Origin of the sequence: Halobacterium sp. BOL4-2 (genome assembly GCF_016917835.2) — an archaeon.
Lineage (GTDB): Archaea > Halobacteriota > Halobacteria > Halobacteriales > Halobacteriaceae > Halobacterium > Halobacterium salinarum.
In genome coordinates, this window is sequence record NZ_CP070332.2 from 402,655 (window position 1) to 420,427 (window position 17,773).

Here is a 17,773-nt window from a genome sequence, read left to right on the forward strand (position 1 = left end):
TGGGGGCTGCGTGGAAAAGAAACGTTCGCTCACCGCGACCGACCGGCCGCGGCTCAGCCGATATACCGCAGGTCCTCGTCGCCGGGACTGGGCGTCTCCTCCATGTCCTGGAGCCGCGACACGACCTCCTCCATCTCCTCGGCGCGGTCGTCCAGCGCCTCCTCGTCCATCTCGAAGTCGAGTCGCGCCCCCAGCACGGCCAACACGGCCTTGGCGGCCTTCGGGTCGACCAGGTAGCCCGACGTCTCCCCCATCAAGCAGGCCGCGTCGAACCCACGCTTCCCGCCGAGGCCGACCAGCAGCCCGCTCGATCCCACGATGCCGCCCGCGGGCTCCTCGCTGCGGAACTCCACGCCGGCGTCCGCGAGCCCGTCTTTCAGCGCCGCACTGGAGACCGCGCCGATCACGTCGTGGTCCTCGACGAGTTCGCCGGTCGGGACGCCGCCGAGCGAGAACACGTCCGTCGCGTCGAACTCCGCGGCCGCGTCCAGGAACGCCTCGGTCACGCGGTACTGGCCCACGGTGTCCTGGGCCTGGTGGTCGCCGGTCACCACGAGCAGATCCCGGCCGCTCGTCTCGACGGCGTGGATCTCCGCCGCCGCCAGCTCCGCGACGCTGTCGTCGCCGACGGTGACCTGTGGCGGGAAGTACTCGCTGTGCACGCGACACACGAGCTCGCTGTCCGCTTCCGCGATCACGTGCTCGGCGACCAGCTTGCCCACGTGCCCGACGCCCGGCAGCCCCTCGACGAGCGCCGGATCGTCCAGCGATGGCTCTGCAACCCACTCAATGCTGAGTTCGTCCATATCCCTACAGCCGGCGGCGCTCCTTAAGAGCGCGTCGGTACTTGCCGTGTGGGTCCGCCGGGTCGAACGGCGCTGGCGCGCTGTTGACGGCGTCACCGCCACACTCGGGACACGTCTCCGACAGCGTGTAGACGGGGCCGTCGTGGTGGCTGCGCCACGCCTCGCAGACGCGGATATCCGACTTCATTACGCGTCGTCGTCGAGCTGGCGCTCGCGGTGGAACGCGCCGCTCCCGTCGTGGGCCGTGACCGAGTCGACGGCGCGGTCGCCGGCCGCCTCGAGCGCGGACTCCGCGGTCTTGTAGTTCGGTGCCTGCACGCGCAGCCGGTACTCCGGCGCACCGACGTACGTCACGTCCAGGTCGACCTCGTCGGGCACCTCGCCGTTGCCCTCCGCGGCCTGTAACGCGTCCTTGATCGTGTCGACGCCGTCCCCGTCCGGCGACTGCAGCGAGACGTACCCCGTGACTGTGACGTACGGCACGGAGACGTTGTCGCGGGCGGTCTCGACGATGGCGTCGATCTCGTCGTCTTCGAGGGCGGTGTCAGCCAGCGCCTCGTGGCCGTGGATGGCCGCCTGCTCGAAGCCGTCGTAGAGGCTCCCGAAGTCCGCCAGCAGGCCGTTGGCGATGCGGCGGAACTGGTCGTCGGCCATGTCCTCGCCGAACGCCAGGGTCAGCCACTTGTCGGCCTTCTGTTCGTTCTTCCACTCCTGGATCGTGTCCGAGTGCTGGTGGTCGTTGACGTCTTTCAACGACAGGTCGATCTGTTGGGCGGACTCGTCGACGCCCAACACCTTCGCGACGACGGTCTGGTCCTCGTTGACGTGGTCGCGGACGTTCTTGATCCAGCCGCTGGCGACCTCACTGACGTGGACCAGCCCACGCTTGTCCTGGTACTGTTCGAGGTCGACGAAAACCCCGAAGTCCTCGATGTCGTCGACTTTCCCGACGACCAGTTCGCCCTCGTCGGGCCAGCCCTCGTATTTCATCTGGCCTCGACGGTTTCGATGACCTCACCGAGGAGGTCGGCCTCGCCGCCGGTCGGACGCGCGAGCGTCGTCCCGCAGACGGCACAGGCGACCTCCGTGGAGGCCTTCCCGAAGACGGTCTGTTCGTTCTCACAATCCGGACATTCGACGTTGTAAAATCCTCCTGACATTGGTCTACTCCTGGAGCACCAGTCGGCCGGCGCGCCATCCCTCACGCAGGTGGGCGTTGCCGCATTCGCTGCAGCGGTACTTGAGGTCCGTCCGGTTGGTCGGCTTGTTGCCGACCGGGACCTTCGAGAACCGACCGTGGTTCCCGATGGACGCGTTCGCGCGCTTCGTGCGGCGAGCGTCCCATTTCATGCCAGACGAGCGGCCGGAACGCACCTTCTCGGCCTCAAGCTGGTGGTGTTCGTCACAGTTCGGGCAGTAGCTGTTGAATCGGCGTGGCATCTCCATAGGCGGAATCAGCTCTGTTATCCCCCGATATGATTCGGCTGTTTAAAATCCGTTTGGTTCGGGGGCGGCAGCAGAACCGTCGTTCGAGTTGGACGCCCCGCGGCGGTTGCCGAGCAAACGTTTTGACAGTTCGATGTGACACGTCGGACATGTCACCGCCCCCCTCGTCCCGATCGCTGTCCGCCGTGTCTGAGTGTGCCGACGCGAGTCGCATTGGTCTCATCGCCGTCCTCATCGTGGTCTCGGCGTTCTCGCTCGGCGCTGCCCCACCGGCCGCGGCGGCACCACCGCCAGCGGACGTTTGTGGTGCGTGCGGTCCGAGCTTCGAGGAGGCCGCGGCGGCGGCCGGCGGCGACAACACCACCGTTGCGGCGTCCACGATGGACGTCCATGTTGCCGCCAACGGCACCACCCAGGTGTCCGTTGATCTGACCGTTGGCTCGGCGGACGCCCGCTGGGCCGCCGCCAACGCCGACGCCGTCCTCGCGGCACTCGCGGCCGGCAGCGACCCCACTGCGACCGACGGGATCGCGCCGGTCCCGGCAGCCGCCACTCTCACGGCTGGCGGGGACACCGTCACCATCGAGTACGACGCGCCCGGCGTCGCCCACACCGCGGCGGGCGGCGTGGTCGTCGTCGACGCCGTCGCCGACGGCAGACCGACGGGCTGGGAGGTCGACGCCGACGCCGTCCGGCTGCACGCACCCGCCGACCACGTCGTCACGCACGGCCCCGCCGACGCGCCCGTGACAACGTGGACGCGCGGCGACCAGCTCGACGACGCAGTCATCGCGTACGCTACCAGCGACGGCCTCGTCGCCACCGCCGCCACGCAGGCCGCCCTCGTCGCCGAAACCGGCCCCGCATTCCTCCGGTACGCAGCCATCGTGCTCGCGCCGACGCTGGCCGTGCTCGCCGGGCTGCTGTGGTCGACGCGTGCGGTCGGCACGCGCGTGCCGACCGTCGGCTCCACCCAAGCCGGCACCGTCGTCGCCGCCGCTGGCGGGGCTGCGGCCGTCGCGCTCGTCGGGTCCGGCGTGGTCTCTACGTACTTCGAGCTCTCCATCGCCGCCGCGCTGTTCGCCGCGCTCACTGCCGCCGCCGTCGGGACACTCGCAGCCAGCGGGCGGCTCCGAACGGTTCGCGGCCTCACAGCGGCGGCGGTCGGCACCCCGATCGCGCTCGGCACGCTCGCCGCCGTCGGCGGCGCACTCACACATCCCGCGGTCGCGCTGCCGACCGTCCGCAGGGCTGTCGTCTCGGGGCTGCTCGTGGCGCAACTCGGCGTGTTCGTCGTCCTCGGCGCGGCCCACGACGTCGCCCCCGCGAGTCGCTGGCAGCGGCTCGCAGCCGTTCTGGCACCGCCAGCGGCGGTCGTCGCCGTGGTCGGTCCGACGCTCGTGCTCGTCGCGTGGCTGCCCCTGCTCGTCGTCCTCGCCCACCCCACGTACTGGTTCGGACGCACCGCCGCAGGGGGGCTTCGAAGCGTTTAATCCGCGTTACGCCGAAACCGAACGCATGGAGCGGCTCATCATCCACGGCGACGCCGACGTCCGCCGGGAGGGCATCGTCGAGGTCGACGGCGAGGAGAAGCACCTCTTCCAGGTCACCCGGAACGGCGACTGGCACGGCCCCGACGAGGTCCAGCTGTGGTGTATCGCCGGCGACGAAGACGAGCTTGAGGACTACGAGAAACGCAACTTCGTCCCCCACTGGCTGGACGTCACGGCCGTCGACGCCGAAGACGTCACCGTCACGAAGCGCGCCGGCGACCTCGCGGTCTGAGCCCCCGGTGCCGTCGCGGTCGCTTGTGGCGTCGTTGTGACCGTGATGGGACCGCTGCGGGGCGCGACGAGTTCGCCGTCCGTCACCCGATAGATCGTGACCGCTGGCGTCCGGTGTACCGGCTCGATCCCGGGGTCGGCGCTGAGATCCGGGATCTCGTAGCGCGCGCGCTCGACCGGCCCCACCCACACGTAGGTCACGTCGTACTTTTCGAGGATCGCCGCCCGTGACGCGGCGTCCGTCGTCTCGTAGACGACGCCGATGTCGTCGACGCGTTGCTCCCACGCCGCCTGACTGTGGTAGTTGGCGGCGTGGGCCCACCCCGCGACGGTCGGCACCCCGCTCAAACTCGCCGCCGGGTTCTGCCACGTGTACGGATCGACGCCCGGTGCCGCGATGATCCGTGTTCCCCTGCGTCGGTCCCCCAGCCACCTGGCGGCCGCTGCTTCCCCTGGATGGGCGTCGCCGGCGTACTCCAGGGCGTCCAGGGACGCGTCGTCGGCGTTCGCGGCGTGCGTGGTCACCGCCAGCCCGCCGTAGACCGACGCCGCCACCACCAGCCCCACCACGAACACTGCTCCCAGGCCCCTGCTGGATGCGCGCCGTTCGGAGACGCCAGCGAGCGCAACGCCGCCCGCCACCGACCACAGCGCCCACACCTGTGCGTACACCTTGAACACGGTGTTGAACCGCTCGTAGGACGCCGCGTCGGCCAAGTAGACGTACTCCACGAGCACCACCAGCCCCGCGCCCGCGGCCACCAGCACACACTCGACCCCGGCGGCGTTTCGGCGGCGGAGCCACCACGCAGCGCCCAGCACCGGCCCCACGAGCACCACCGCGGTGATGCCCACGCCACCGACGACCGGCCCAACGGCCACCGCCACAGCCACCGCAGCGCCCGCAGCCGCCGCCGCGACCACCCAGCCGGCCACCGATGTCGCCACGCGCGACACGAAGTACGCGCCGAACGCCGCGAGGAACAGCCCGTGCACGAACACCAGCGCGCCCGCCTGCGACGGCACCGGCAGCACGGCCAGGTGCTGGTTGCTCGCGCCGGCCAACAACACGTTCTGCACGAACGGCCACGCGATCACCACGGCGAGCACGCCACCGACGGCCGCGACGCCCACCGCCAGCAGGACGCGCTGCACCGACTGTCCCACCGCCGACCGCCGACACGTCCACTGCTGCACCCCCGTCGGCAGCAGCGTGGCGGGCGCGGGGTCGGCCAGCGCGACGGCGAGCGCGGCCACCCCGAACACGGTCGGCAGGCTCCACGTGTTCACGGTCAGAATCGCCGCCCCGGCCACCGGGAACCCGCCCCACAGCAGCGCCCAACGCCGCCGCCGCTGTCGGGCCGGCGTCCGATAGTACGCCACCCCGACCGCCACGGCGACGAACAGCACGGGCACGCTCACCATGTGGGCGTGGAGGTCGCCGTTCAGGTACGCGAACAGCGGGAACTCGTTGAGCCCGGTTTCCATGAACCGGCTGGCGTGCCACATGTCGAACGCCTCGGGGGTGATCGCCGGCCGACGGTCGGCGTTGATCCCCGCGGCCACGACCGCCGCCCTGACAACGTCCACGCGCGCCGCGAGCAGCCGGATCACCGGCCCGAGGTTGCTCGCGAACCCGAACGCGAACGCCCCGAGCACGCCCGCTCGCACGCGCCTGGGCCGCGTGACGACGACCGCAGCGGCGGCCGCCGGGAGCGCGACGACCAGCCAGTCGACGCCGGTCGCCAGCACCACCACGGCCAGCGCGACCCCGGCCCCACCGATCGCTGTCGGCACACCCACCGGCCGACCCTCGCCGCCGTTGCCCGCGGCGATCGTGCTCGCAAGCCCGTACGCCGCCGTACACCCCATCGCGTAAACGCCGGCGAGCGCGGGCTCGTACGCGAACCGCGGGGCCGTGTCCGTGAGGTGGGCGCCGATGCTCGCCATGAGCTGGCCGCCGTAGTAGTAGACGACGCGCTCGCCCGCGAACCACATGTCACGCGGGGGTAGCTGGCCGGCCCGGTCGAGCGCCTGCAACAGCCCGAAATCCAGGAACTGCTCGCCGCCGCCCGGCTGAACCCCGTCGGCCCACGCCCGGACAACGATGAGGAACACGAACGCGACCGTGAACACGCCGACCACTTCCAGCAGCGGCTTCCGCGGGATTTCGACACCACCGCGCGCCAGCCACGCGGCTGCCGCGAGAACCGCCACGAACACCGCGCCGACGACCAGCTGTCCGTACGCGACCTGCCCCACCCAGAGGGTCGCCAGCGTCACCACCACCAGGGACAGCGGCATCGCAACCGACGCCCCACGGTCGGGCGCGTCCGGGAGCAGGCGCGACGCCACGGGTAGGCCTGCCACCAACAACACCCCGAAGAACACCCACCATCGAGCGACCACCCCGAACTCCATTAGCGGAGGCGTGGCGTTGATCCGGCAAACGTTTTCGGGTTCCGCCCGCGGCTCCGCCGACCGGCGGACCGAATAGCTTACTCGGCGACGCGCACTCGCACGTCACAGCACGATGGGAGACAGCACCGACGACCACGAGGCGACCGCCCCCGGCGAGACGGTGTCAGAGGCTGAACGCGACGCGCTGGTGACGATCTCTCACGGCGCTGTCGTCACCTCCGGCGGCGTCTCCGCCCAGCGCGCGCTCGTCGCCGCAGTGGAGTTCGCGCTCGCCCGCGGTCTCGGCCCCGTCGCGTACGGCGTCTACGCGCTCGCGTGGCGGATCGCACAGCTGCTGTCCCGGCTGGTCACCTTCGGCAGCGTCCCCACCCTCCAGCGGTACCTGCCCGCCGCCGACGCCCGCCGCCGCTCTCGGGTGACCGGCCTCGCGTACGTCACCACCGCCGGCGTTGGCCTGCTCATCACGGCGGGCGTCTGGCTCGCGGCACCCCGCCTGAACGCCGCCACCGTCGACCACCCGTCGTTCCCGGCGGCGATGCGGCTGCTCGGCGTGGTCGTCGTGCTCGTCGGCCTCGTGATGGTGTACGCCGCCACCTTCCGCGCCGACGGCTCGGCCCGCGGTGAAGTCCTGTTCAATAAACTCCTCCGGCCCGCCGTCCGCCTCGTGGGCGCGCTCACGGCGCTCGCGCTCGGCTACTCCGTGGTGGGCGTCGCCGGCGCATACGCCGCCAGCATGCTCGTCCTCGTCGTTCTCGGGTTCCCACTCACGGCGCGCATCACCGGCGTCACGCCGACGCTGCGCGGCCTCCGCCGGGACGCCCGCCGGTTCTACGACCACGCAGCCCCGGTCGCGATGAGCAGCTTCGGGAAGGTGTTCCAGAACCGCGCCGACATCCTCCTCGTGGGCGCGCTCCTCACGGCCGTCGCGGCCGGCGTCTACAACGTCGTGCTCGTGCTCGTCTCCATCGCGTGGATCCCCCTGCTGTCGTTCAACCAACTGCTCCCCCCGGTCGCCTCCCGGCTCCACGCCGCCGGCGACATCGACACCCTGAACGCCGTCTACTCGTCGGTGACCCGGCTCATCGTCACCACCGTCGTCCCCATCCTCGCCGTCGAGCTCGTGTTCGGCCGCGACCTGCTCGCGCTGTTCGGCCCGACGTACACCCGCGGATACGGGCCGCTCGCCGTCTACCTCGCGGGCGTGTTCGTCGGCAGCGCCGTGGGCGCGACCGGCTGGCTGCTCATGATGACCGCCACCAGTACGCCCGGATGGCGCTGGACTGGCTGCTCGCCGTGCTCAACGTCGCCCTCACGTACGTCTTCGTCGTCGAGTTCAAGCTCGTCGGCGCGGCGCTCGGCACCTCGCTGGCCATCGCCGTCCAGAACGCCCTTCAGGTCCTGCTCCTCCGGCGCTTCGAAGGCCTCTGGCCGTTCGATGCCACGTTCCTCCGACCGCTCGCCGCCGGCGCCGTGATGGCCGCCGCGATGCTCGGCGTCCGATCCCTGCTCGTGGACGGCTCGCTGGCAATCGCTGCCGGTGTTCTCGTCGGCCTGCCCTCGTATCTCGGCGCGCTCTCGGTCCTCGGCGTCGACCCCCGCGACCGACTCGTCGTCCGCGAACTCGCCACGCGCTACCGGAACACCATCGCCGACGCGGTTCGGCGCTGATTGGACCCCGTGGGGCAGTCGCTGCCGGCGATCGACGACACGATCCGCGCCGGCGCTCGCTGCGCTCGGCTGTAATGAGAACACGCACCGCTGCACAAGCAGGGGACAGGAACTCTCGGGGGGCCCCGCAACGGTGGCGAGGCTCAGGAGTCGAGTTCCAGAGGAGTAGCGGGAGGTAGATTTGAACTACCGATCTCCGGGTTATGAGCCCGGCGGAATCTCCTGGCTATCCCATCCCGCTATCAATCCATAACTCGGTTTTACGGATAAGGGTTCTGATTCGGTCGCCGTGTGGGAGATTTCCTACACGTCGAGCTCGTCGAGCAGCCTGTCGGCGGCGGCCGCCGACGACCCCGGACCGCGCGCGGTCACCAGGTCGCCGTCGACCGTGACGCTCGTCTCCGAATCGAGTTCGGCGTCCCAGTCTGCGCCCACAGCCACGACCTCGTCCTCGACCCAGTAGGGGAGCTTGCGGCCGTCGGGCAGGCGGTCGTGCTCGTCGACGATTCCCTCCTCCCACTCGTTGGGGAAGCCGGTGATCGACCGGCCCTCCGCCAGGAAGTCACCGTCGTCGGTGCGCGTCCACGCCAGGATGCCGATGGTGTGGCAGACAACCAGCGCCGTCCCGTCCTCGCCGGCGACCGCGTTCCGCAGCAGGCGGCGCGCGTCGACGTCCTGGTTCACGTCCCACTCTGCGCCGTGCCCACCGGGGAACACGACCGTGTCGTACTCCGCGGCCGTCTGGGCGGCCAGCGGCTCGGGGTCGTTCAGCCGCTCGTCGTTCTCGTGGACCTCCTGCACCCACTCGGCGGTGTCGGCGTCGACCTCGGCGGTGTCGACGGACCGCTCGTCGAGCACGGCCGGCCCGCCACTCGGCGTCGCCACCGTCACGTCGAACCCAGCGTCGTCGAGCGTCGTCAACGGCTCGATGCATTCTTCGCCCCAGTATCCCTCCTCGCTCACGACCAGCAGTGCGGATGCCATGTACCCCTTCGTACGGCACCCGAGAAGAAAAACCGCGTGTCCGCCGCGATCCCCGCCGGCTTCCCGGCTCAGTGATCGCCCTGGTCGTCGACGACGACGACCTCGCCGTCCGCCACGTCGACGTTGATCAGCGTCCGCACGTCCATGTCCGTGTCGTCGAGCTCGTTCGGCCCCGCCTTCTTGATGACCGCCAGCACGTCCGCGACGTCCGCGCCGGTCTGCTCCAAGGCGTCCGTGATCGCGCGCAGCGTCCCGCCGGTCGACAGCACGTCGTCGAGCACGAGCACGCGGTCGCCCTCGTGAACGTCGTTGATGTACATCTCGTTCTCCGAGTAGCCCGTCTCCTGGCTGAGCGCGACCTCGCCGGGCAGCCCGTACTCGCGTTTCCGAATGACCACGATCGGGATGTCCGTCATCAACGAGACCGCCGTGGAGATGTGGATCCCCATCGCTGCGGGGGTGACGATCTTGTCGACCTCGTCGAGTTCGGCCTTCCGAATGATGCGAATGACGATCTCCCGCAGCAACTCCGGCTCCAGCATCGGGACGCCGTCACTGATCGGATGTACGAAATAATGGTAACCGTCCTTCTCGATGATGGGGGCATCGAGCAGGGACTGCTTGAGCCGATCCATGCAGGAAATACTCGCGGGCCGACGAAAAGGTGACGGAACGGAATGCCCGTGGTACGCCCTACAGGGCGGTGATCGCCACGACGAACGCGGCCACAACCACAGCCACCACCAGGATGCTCGTGCTGTAGTCCGCCCGCAGTGACACCGGCGAATCCGTGTCACCGAGCAGCCGCCCGGCCACTGCGTCCGGCGCGCGAACGACGCCCGCGGTCGCGGACGCCGCCGCCACGACAACGCGATCCACGGCCGCGTACAGCTCGGTCACGCCGACCACGAGCGCCCGCGTGCCGTAGAACAGCACGCGGTTGTAGACGGCGTCGACGTCGGGCACCCGCCCGAGCCCCGATAGCGGTGCCTTCACGAGGACGAACCCGATCACGCCCAGGACGGCAAGCGCCACGCCCTCCGTGAGGTGGGACATCGTGTACGTCGTGTACACGTGGCCGACCGGCGGGTTCGTGGTCACGTCGATCGGGAGGATGCCGAACAACCCCTCGGGGTACAGCCCGTACCCCAGGCACAGCGCCGCGATCGCGACCATCGCGGCGGCCTGCCCGCGGTTGGCGTCTTTCACGGTGCCGTCGTAGCTCCCGTGGAAGAACGCGTAATACCCGAACTTGATGAACGACATGAACGTACCGACGCCACCGAGCAACAACAACACCTGGAGGCCGGTGAACTCCCCGACAGTGACCAGCGGCGCGTGCATGTAGTGGCTCGCCGAGATGATGATGCCCTTCGAGACGAAGCCGTTGAACCCGGGGAACCCGCTGATCGACAGCGCCGCCACGGTGAACGCCCCGGCCGTGATCGGCATCTCGCGGGCGAGCCCGCCGAGCTTCGGGAGGCGCTCCTCACCGGTCCGGTAGACGATGACGCCCGCCGTCATGAACAACAACCCCTTGTAGAGGATGTGGTTGAACACGTGCGCGAACGCGCCGGCCTGTGCGAGCGCGGAGCCGATGCCCACGCCGGCCACCATGTACCCGACCTGCGACTGAATGTGATACGAGAGCAGCCGCCGCATGTCGTTTTGGAACAGCGCCATCATCGCGCCGAACACCGCCATCGCGCCACCCATGTACGCCACCGCCATGTTCCCGTGCTCGGGGAACACGCGATACAGCCCGTACACGCCGGTTTTCGTGGTGAACACGCACAGGAACACGCTGGCGGCGATGTGCGGGCGCGGGTAGGTGTCGGGCAGCCACGCGTGCAGCCCCACGAACCCGACGTTCACGCCGATCCCGAGCGCCGCCAACACGGGCGCGATGCTGCCCGCTAGCCCCGCCGTCTCGGGGCCGCCCGGCACCGACCCGAACAGGAACGTGCCCGTTTCGGCGAACTGCCAGATGATCGCGGCGAGCAACAGCGTCCCGCCGATGCCGTGGGCGAGCGCGTATCGGAACCCCGCACGCACGGCCTTCCCGCCGTAATGCCAGACCAGCAGCGTGCTCGTGGCGGCCATCAGCTCCCAGAAGAAGATGAGGGTGAGCCAGTCGCCCGCGAACACGGCACCCAGGCTGGTCCCCACGTACCCCAGCGCGAACGCGGTCTGGATGTTCTCGGCGTCGCTGGCGTACGAGTACACCACGCCGGCGGCGCCGATGAGCCCGAAGATCAGCCCCATCAGCGTCGAGAACGGGTCGACGTTGAGCAGGATCGCGTGGAACCCGAACAGCTTCACCGGCAGGTGTGCGCCCGTGGCGACCAGCCACACGTACGGCACCACGGCCGCCGACGCCACCGCGCCCAGCGCGTGCCCGGTCCGCCGCGACAGAAACGGCACCAGCAGCGCGGCCACCAACACCGGCACGAACGGCGGCACGAAGGTGTCGATCATACACCCACCACCCCCATCGCGGTCGCGGTGTCAACCACCGTCCGCACGAGGGACAGGAACACCGCGGTGTCCGGGATCACGCCCAGCACGATCGACCCGAACGCCGCGAACACCACCGGTCCGATGAGGAACCACGACCCCTCCGCGCCGGACACCGCCCGGCGCTCGAAGCCGCCGCCCTCGTGGCCGCCGTCGGCGCGGGTGTGTCCGCCCAGCCGGCCGCCGAGCGCCCCACTGACCAGGGGTTTCTCGTCGCTGTCACCCTGGGATTCGAAGAACGCCGTGTAGACGACCGGCCAGAAGTACGCGATGTTGAGCACGCCGGAGACCAACAGCGCCGCCGTGAACACGAGGTGGCCGCCCGTGACGGTGCCGATGAGCAGGAAATACTTGCTCACGAACCCGGCGACCAACGGGATGCCAGCCATCCCCGCGGCGGCGACCGCGAACGCCGTCATCGTCAGCGGCATGCGCTTGCCGATGCCGGCCATGTCCGAGATGTCGTCGGTGTGGGTTTCGACGTGCAACGCGCCCGCACAGAAGAACAGTGTGAGCTTCATGAACGCGTGTGCGGGGATATGCAACAGCCCCCCGATGAGCGCCCACTTGGTGGCGTCGGCTCCCGGGGTGGCTGCGCCGACAGCCAGCCCCAACACGATGTACGACAGCTGGCTCACCGTCGAGAACGCCAGCCGCCGCTTGAGGTTGTCCTGGCGGAGCGCGATGACGCTCGCCACGATGAGCGTGATCGCCGCGACGACCGCGACCGCCATGCCCACGTTGAGGTGGGCAACGAGGTCGATCCCGTAGACGTCCAAGAGCACGCGCGCGATCCCGAACACGCCGCTTTTCACGACCGCCACGGCGTGCAACAGCCCCGAGACGGGGGTGGGCGCAACCATCGCGTCGGGCAGCCAGGAGTGCAGCGGCATGAGCGCCGCCTTCACCCCGAACCCGGTGATGAGCAGGCCGAACGCCGCCCGCGCGAGCGTCGGGTCGGCGGTCGCGAGCCCGCCGATGCCGCCGGGCGCGAACGCGGTGGTGCCGGTGGCGTGGTAGACGAGCACGACGCCCGCGAGCACCGCGACGCCGCCACCGAACGTGTACGCGAGGTACTTCCGACCGGCCGCCCGCGCGGCGTCGGTTTCGTCATGGACGACCAGCGGGTACGTCGCGACGGTCAGCAGCTCGTAGGCCAGATACAACACCACGAGGTTCGCGGCGAACGCCACGGCGATCGCGGACGCGATGCTGCCCGCGAACGCGGCGAAATACCGGGTCTGGCTGTGCTCGCCGAGCCCCCGCATGTAGCCGATGCTGTAGAAGCTCGCCGCCAGCCACAGCGTGCTCGCCAGCAGCGCGAACAACACGCCGAGTGCGTCCGCCCGCAGCGCCAGCGAGACGCCCGGGACGAACGTGGACAGCGTGGTGACGTAGACGTCGCCCGCGATGGCACCCGGCACCATGCTGCCGACCAGGCCCAGCGTGAGCACGGACGCCAGCAGCGTCCAGCCCTCCCGGAGGTTCGGGCGGCTGCCCGACGCCAGGATCGGCGCGATGGCAACCACCGACACGAGCACCGCGGCCAGCGGCCGGAGTGAGGTGATTTCTGTCATGACAGAAGCTGTGTGAGTGTCGCCTGCATCTGTGTGCTGTACACGAACGCACCGAACCCGAGCGCAACGGCGCAGACGGTCGCGCCGACGACGGTCGCGTACATCCCCGTCGACGACGACGCCGGCGTCTCGGCGCCGTCGGAGCGGCCGTCAGCGGGCACCGTCGCGGGCGCCCGGAAGAACATCCGCTCGACGAGCCGCAGGAAGTACGCCAGCGTGAGCAGCGTGCTCGCCACGATCACGGCCAGCAGCGCCCACGATCCCGCCTCGGCAGCGCCGATCGCGATATACCACTTGCCCGCGAAGCCGACCGTCGGCGGCACTCCGACCATCGACACCGCGAGCACGCCGAACGCGCCCGCAGCAACCGGGCTGCGGTCGGCCAACCCGTCGAACTCGTCGATCGTTCGCGCGCCCGTCTCCGTCGCCACGACTCCCGCAGTGAGGAACAACCCGCCTTTCATGACCGCGTGCCCGACCAGGTGGATCGCCGCCCCGGTCAGCGCGGTGTCGTTCCCGATCGCGATCGCAGCCAGGATGAGGCCGAACTGCGACACCGAGGAGTACGCGAGCACGCGCTTGATCTCGGACTGGGAGACCGCAAGCAGGCTCCCCGCGACGATGCTGACGACGGCGCCGCCGATCAGGATCGCCCGAGCGACCGGCGTCGAATCGAGGAACCCAGCGCCGAACACGGTGTACACCACGCGCAACAGCGCGTACGCCGCGACGGTGGAGACGAGCGCGGAGATGAGCGCGCTCACGGTGTCGGGTGCGCCCGCGTACGCGTCAGGCTGCCAGGTGTGCAGCGGGAACACGGCCACCTTGATGAACAACCCAACGACGATGAGCGCGAACGCCGCCTGCGCGAGCACGGGGTCAGCATCCGCGAGCTTCGCGGCCAGGTCGGCCATGTTCAGTGTGCCGGTGCCGACGTACGCGTACCCGATCCCCAGCAGGAACAGCGACGCGCCGAACGTCCCCACGAGGAGGTATTTCAGGGCGGCGACCGTCGACCGGCTGTCCTCGCCGGCTGCCACCAGCGCGTACGCCGTCAGCCCCGTGATCTCCAGGAAGACGTACATGTTGAACAGGTCCGCGGTGACGGTCATCCCGGACAGCCCGGCCACCAGCAGCATGTAGATCGCGTAGAACGCGTTCGACCGTGGGCCCGCGCGGCGGGCGTACGCCAGCACACCCAGGGACACCACCGCGATCAACACCAGCACCGTCGCCGACAGCCCGTCGACGACCAGCTCGATCCCGAACGGCGTCTCGAAGCCGCCGACGACGTACGCGATCCGGGCGGGCCCGGCGCCGAACGTCGCCGCGGCCAGCACGCCGGCGACGGCGACCTGAGCCAGCGACGCGACGGCCGCGACCGGCCACCCGGTCTTCGGGCGCGCGATCCCGGCCGCGAACGCCAGCACCGACCCGAAGATCGGGACCGCAACCACGAACGGAACCAGATCAGTCACTGCTGCGCACCTCCTTGAGCGTGCGCTCGTCGAGCGTCCCGTAGTCGTCGTAGATGCGCACGATCATCCCGAGCGCGACCGCGGTCAGCGCCACCCCGACGACGATCGCGGTCAGGATGAGCACGTGGGGCACCGGGCTGACGTGTGGCGTCTCGGATGTCAACAGCGGCGGGGTGCCGCCCTCGACGTACGCCGACGCGATGAAAAACAGGAAGATGCCCGTCTGGAAGATGTTCATGCCGATGACCTTCTTCACGAGATTACCGGCAGCGATCATGACGTACGTTCCGATCCCGATCAGCAGGAACGACGCGATGTAGTAGTCTTTCGCCGCGAGTGCTTCCATCATTTGTCGTTGCCTCCGTCGTCGTTCGTCCCGGCGTCGATGGCGATGAACAACCCCGTGATGGTGCTCGCCACGATCGCGCCGATGAACAACTCGATGATCTCGATACTGTACTTGCTGGCGTGGTGCCCGCCGAACACGGAGACGTCCAGGAACGCACCGCCCAACAGGACCGTGCTGGACGCGACGGCGAGGAACGCCGTGACACCGCCGACGACGATCGCCACGAGCAGCCGCTCCCCGACCCACTCCCTGACCGGGTCGATGCCGAACGCGATCCCCAGCATCAACATCACCGTCGCGACGATGACGCCGCCCTGGAAGCCGCCGCCGGCCGAATCCGCGCCGTGGAACATCACGAACAGCCCGTAGGTGAACACGAACGGCGACACCACCCGGACCGTTCCCATGATGATCGAACTCTCGATGTACGACTGGCGCTGCGACGACGAGGGGCGGTCGCTCATGCGAACACCTCCCGGCGCAACACCACGAGCAGTCCGACGCCCGCCGAGTAGACGACGACCGCCTCACCCAGGGTGTCGAACCCACGGTACGACGCCAGCACGGCCGTCACGACGTTTTTCACGCCCGCCTCGTGGTAGGCGTGGTCGATGTAGTACCGCGTCACCTCCGACGTGACCGCGATGTTGCTGGGGTCGCCGATCGTCGGCAGCGCGTGCACCGTCGTCAACAGCGCCCCGACGAGCACCACGGCGGCACCGAACGCGGGCACGTTGAGGCGCTCGAACACCGCCTCGTCACCGGGACGCACGGTCTTGGCGATCGTCAGCAGGAACAACACGGTGGTGACGCCGGCACCCACTGCCGCCTCGGTCAGCCCGACGTCGGGTGCCTGCAACACCACCCAGACGACCGCAACGCCGAGGCTGTACGTCGCGAACGCGATGATCGACGCGAGCACGTCACGGAGCACGGTGGTCGCAAGCGCCGTTGCGACCACGAACACCAACAGCGGGAGTTCGATGTTCATTCCCCATCACCTCCCTCGTGGTCGTCGGCTGTCCACGGGTCGATTCCCTGGTCGGCGGCGGCGCGCGCGATCGCGTGCGCCGCGGTCGGGTTCGTGATGAACATGAATACCAACAGCAGGCCGGCTTTCAGACTCGACAGGCCGCCGCCGAACGCGACGGCGGCGGCTGCGAGCGCGAGCCCGGCACCCAGGGTGTCGCTTTTCGACGCGCCGTGGGCGCGCGTGTAGATGTCGGGCAGCCGCAGCAGGCCAACGGCGGCGACGAACGTGAAGAAGACGCCACCGGCGAGCAACACGCCGGCGGCGATCGTGGTCGGCGTCACAGTACCCCACCCCGTTCGACCGTGAACTTCGAGATGGCGATGCTCATCAGGAAGTTCAACAGCGCGTACACGATGGCGATGTCCAGGGCCGCCGTCAGCTCCGTGGCCGCGCCGACGAGCGCCAGGATCACCACGATGTTCGTGCCGATGGCGTTCACGCCGATGACGCGGTCCTGCATCGTCGGTCCGACGAGCACCCGGTACAACACGACCGCCGACAGCAGGATGAACGCGCCGGCACCGGCCAACAGCACCTCGGACAGCAGTGTCACTCCGAGTCACCCGCGTTGGTGTCGGTGCGCGATGCCGACTGTGCGCTGTCGATGCCGGCACTGTCGACGCTCCCGTCCGGGGTTTCGCCGCGCTCGGACGGGGTCGCCGACCGCATCGCCGCCCGCCCGTAGAAGACGAACCGAACGGCGCGTTCGAGCCCGCCCGCGAGCAGGTCGCGGCGGGCGTCAGCGGTGAGGCTGTGCACCGTGAAATGTCGCTGTGTCACGTCCACGGTCAGCGTCCCGGGTGTCAGCGTGATGCTGTTCGCGAGCGTCGTTGCGGGCAGCTCCGACCACACCGCGGCGTCGAACTCCACGACGGCCGGGTCGATCGGGAGCCGGGGATGCAACACCACCTTCGCGATCGCGACGTTCGCTTTCGCGATCTCCCACAGCAGGTACGGCGCGTACACCAGCATGCGGCCGACGCGACCGACCAGCCGGCGCGGGCGCACCGACCCCTGCGTGGAGACACGGCGCAGCACGCCCGCGACGATGGTTGCGGTGATCGCGCCCGTGATGAGGTTGACGGTCGTGAGCTCGGTGGCGATGAGCTGGTAGAACCCGAACGCCGCGCCGAACAGCAGCGCGAACTGCCCCAGGCCGGCCGACCGCGTGATCGGGCCGCGCCGGGTCGCGCGCTCGACGGGTGCGAGCTCGGTTGTCAGCCCGGCGGCCTCCAGCTCGCGCTCCAACGGCGGGAGCAGCGGTGCCATCCCCAGGGGGTTGAACCGTGGGTCAAGCACGACCGCAGTGACCCCGTTTTCACGCGCGTATGCGCCGAAGACGTCGGCGTAATCGCCCGGGTTGAACAGGTAGACGTCCAGCCCGACCAGGCTCGTCTCGATGGCGACCCTCGATGCGTCGTCGCCGAGATCGTCGGTGGCCCACACCGACACCCGATCGAGCAACGCTTCGGCCTCGGCTGCAGCCGCGCTGTCGGCCGCGTTCGCCGGCCGCTCGGAGACCGGGCAGACGAAATGAAGCGTCGGCGTTCCGTCGCGTTCCTGCGCGCGGTCGGCCGCATGGGAGACGGTCTGCCTGACCGTCTCGGAGTCCGCAACCGGGATCAGCAGGTCGTTATCCGCCATCACTCACCTCCGGCGGTTCGGACCGCGCACTGCCAGGCGGCCGCGTGACTGTCGTCATTGTCGTGT

At 69.6% G+C, this 17,773-nt stretch carries 19 protein-coding genes, 1 tRNA gene and 1 pseudogene; 3 read left to right on the top strand and 18 right to left on the bottom strand.

The window, feature by feature from the left end; genetic code table 11:
- Nucleotides 1-53: 53 nt before the first annotated feature.
- Genes JRZ79_RS15265 through JRZ79_RS15285 form a run of 5 tightly spaced genes read right to left on the bottom strand, consistent with a single transcriptional unit; the run spans nt 54 to nt 2,252 of the window.
- Nucleotides 54-806, bottom strand: a complete 753-nt coding sequence (locus tag JRZ79_RS15265; protein WP_205251543.1) for a proteasome assembly chaperone family protein — start codon at nt 804-806, stop codon at nt 54-56.
- A 4-nt stretch (nt 807-810) separates the two neighbouring features.
- Complete coding sequence (locus tag JRZ79_RS15270; protein WP_010902365.1) at nt 811-993, bottom strand: RNA-protein complex protein Nop10; 183 nt, start codon at nt 991-993, stop codon at nt 811-813.
- Nucleotides 993-1,796: a translation initiation factor IF-2 subunit alpha gene (locus JRZ79_RS15275; protein WP_010902366.1), complete on the bottom strand. Its 804-nt coding sequence runs from the start codon at nt 1,794-1,796 to the stop codon at nt 993-995. The genes JRZ79_RS15270 and JRZ79_RS15275 overlap by 1 nt, the downstream gene beginning before the upstream one ends.
- Nucleotides 1,793-1,966: a 30S ribosomal protein S27e gene (locus tag JRZ79_RS15280; RefSeq protein WP_010902367.1), complete on the bottom strand. Its 174-nt coding sequence runs from the start codon at nt 1,964-1,966 to the stop codon at nt 1,793-1,795. Before JRZ79_RS15280 ends, JRZ79_RS15275 begins: the two co-directional genes overlap by 4 nt.
- A gap of 4 nt (nt 1,967-1,970) precedes the next feature.
- The gene (locus tag JRZ79_RS15285) at nt 1,971-2,252 is read right to left on the bottom strand and encodes a 50S ribosomal protein L44e (RefSeq protein ID WP_012289179.1); all 282 of its coding nucleotides are present in this window, start codon (nt 2,250-2,252) and stop codon (nt 1,971-1,973) included.
- A gap of 149 nt (nt 2,253-2,401) precedes the next feature.
- On the opposite strand from JRZ79_RS15285, the gene JRZ79_RS15290 reads away from it, so the two are divergent.
- Together JRZ79_RS15290 and JRZ79_RS15295 are read left to right on the top strand one after the other, a co-directional pair.
- The gene (locus JRZ79_RS15290) at nt 2,402-3,745 is read left to right on the top strand and encodes a hypothetical protein (protein ID WP_205252482.1); all 1,344 of its coding nucleotides are present in this window, start codon (nt 2,402-2,404) and stop codon (nt 3,743-3,745) included.
- A gap of 25 nt (nt 3,746-3,770) precedes the next feature.
- Nucleotides 3,771-4,037 (top strand): HAH_0734 family protein, encoded by a 267-nt coding sequence (locus tag JRZ79_RS15295; protein WP_012289181.1) that lies wholly within the window; start codon nt 3,771-3,773, stop codon nt 4,035-4,037.
- On the opposite strand, the gene JRZ79_RS15300 is transcribed toward JRZ79_RS15295, so the two are convergent.
- On the bottom strand, nt 3,938-6,457 hold the full coding sequence (locus JRZ79_RS15300) for a DUF2298 domain-containing protein (protein WP_205252483.1): 2,520 nt from the start codon (nt 6,455-6,457) through the stop codon (nt 3,938-3,940). The two genes, JRZ79_RS15295 and JRZ79_RS15300, sit on opposite strands and share 100 nt — an antisense overlap.
- 112 nt (nt 6,458-6,569) lie before the next feature.
- Between JRZ79_RS15300 and JRZ79_RS26205 the strand changes: the two are divergent.
- Nucleotides 6,570-8,125 (top strand): annotated as a pseudogene (locus tag JRZ79_RS26205) (lipopolysaccharide biosynthesis protein).
- Nucleotides 8,126-8,291: 166 nt separating this feature from the next.
- Here the strand turns inward: JRZ79_RS26205 and JRZ79_RS15315 are convergent.
- The 12 genes from JRZ79_RS15315 to JRZ79_RS15370 all read right to left on the bottom strand — a co-directional run bounded on the left by JRZ79_RS15315 (nt 8,292) and on the right by JRZ79_RS15370 (nt 17,707).
- Nucleotides 8,292-8,366: transfer RNA gene (locus JRZ79_RS15315), tRNA-Met, on the bottom strand.
- Between the two features lie 62 nt (nt 8,367-8,428).
- Nucleotides 8,429-9,109, bottom strand: a complete 681-nt coding sequence (locus JRZ79_RS15320; protein ID WP_010902372.1) for a DJ-1/PfpI family protein — start codon at nt 9,107-9,109, stop codon at nt 8,429-8,431.
- A gap of 68 nt (nt 9,110-9,177) precedes the next feature.
- A complete protein-coding gene (hpt, locus tag JRZ79_RS15325; RefSeq protein WP_010902373.1) occupies nt 9,178-9,744 on the bottom strand; it encodes a hypoxanthine/guanine phosphoribosyltransferase in 567 nt (188 codons plus the stop codon).
- 58 nt (nt 9,745-9,802) lie between these two features.
- Nucleotides 9,803-11,587, bottom strand: a complete 1,785-nt coding sequence (locus JRZ79_RS15330) for a Na(+)/H(+) antiporter subunit D (protein WP_010902374.1) — start codon at nt 11,585-11,587, stop codon at nt 9,803-9,805.
- A complete protein-coding gene (locus tag JRZ79_RS15335; RefSeq protein ID WP_010902375.1) occupies nt 11,584-13,203 on the bottom strand; it encodes a cation:proton antiporter in 1,620 nt (539 codons plus the stop codon). The genes JRZ79_RS15330 and JRZ79_RS15335 overlap by 4 nt, the downstream gene beginning before the upstream one ends.
- The gene (locus JRZ79_RS15340) at nt 13,200-14,681 is read right to left on the bottom strand and encodes a monovalent cation/H+ antiporter subunit D family protein (protein ID WP_205251550.1); all 1,482 of its coding nucleotides are present in this window, start codon (nt 14,679-14,681) and stop codon (nt 13,200-13,202) included. Before JRZ79_RS15340 ends, JRZ79_RS15335 begins: the two co-directional genes overlap by 4 nt.
- Nucleotides 14,674-15,030: a cation:proton antiporter subunit C gene (locus JRZ79_RS15345; protein WP_010902377.1), complete on the bottom strand. Its 357-nt coding sequence runs from the start codon at nt 15,028-15,030 to the stop codon at nt 14,674-14,676. The genes JRZ79_RS15340 and JRZ79_RS15345 overlap by 8 nt, the downstream gene beginning before the upstream one ends.
- Complete coding sequence (locus JRZ79_RS15350; RefSeq protein WP_205252484.1) at nt 15,027-15,494, bottom strand: Na(+)/H(+) antiporter subunit B; 468 nt, start codon at nt 15,492-15,494, stop codon at nt 15,027-15,029. Before JRZ79_RS15350 ends, JRZ79_RS15345 begins: the two co-directional genes overlap by 4 nt.
- Complete coding sequence (locus tag JRZ79_RS15355) at nt 15,491-16,021, bottom strand: DUF4040 domain-containing protein (RefSeq protein WP_010902379.1); 531 nt, start codon at nt 16,019-16,021, stop codon at nt 15,491-15,493. The genes JRZ79_RS15350 and JRZ79_RS15355 overlap by 4 nt, the downstream gene beginning before the upstream one ends.
- Nucleotides 16,018-16,344 (bottom strand): monovalent cation/H(+) antiporter subunit G, encoded by a 327-nt coding sequence (gene mnhG / locus JRZ79_RS15360; RefSeq protein ID WP_205252485.1) that lies wholly within the window; start codon nt 16,342-16,344, stop codon nt 16,018-16,020. Before mnhG ends, JRZ79_RS15355 begins: the two co-directional genes overlap by 4 nt.
- Nucleotides 16,341-16,616 carry a cation:proton antiporter gene (locus JRZ79_RS15365; RefSeq protein ID WP_010902381.1) on the bottom strand — a complete coding sequence of 92 codons (276 nt, stop codon included), beginning with the start codon at nt 16,614-16,616 and terminating at the stop codon, nt 16,341-16,343. Before JRZ79_RS15365 ends, mnhG begins: the two co-directional genes overlap by 4 nt.
- Nucleotides 16,613-17,707, bottom strand: a complete 1,095-nt coding sequence (locus JRZ79_RS15370; RefSeq protein WP_010902382.1) for a monovalent cation/H+ antiporter subunit E — start codon at nt 17,705-17,707, stop codon at nt 16,613-16,615. Before JRZ79_RS15370 ends, JRZ79_RS15365 begins: the two co-directional genes overlap by 4 nt.
- Between the last annotated feature and the right edge of the window lie 66 nt (nt 17,708-17,773).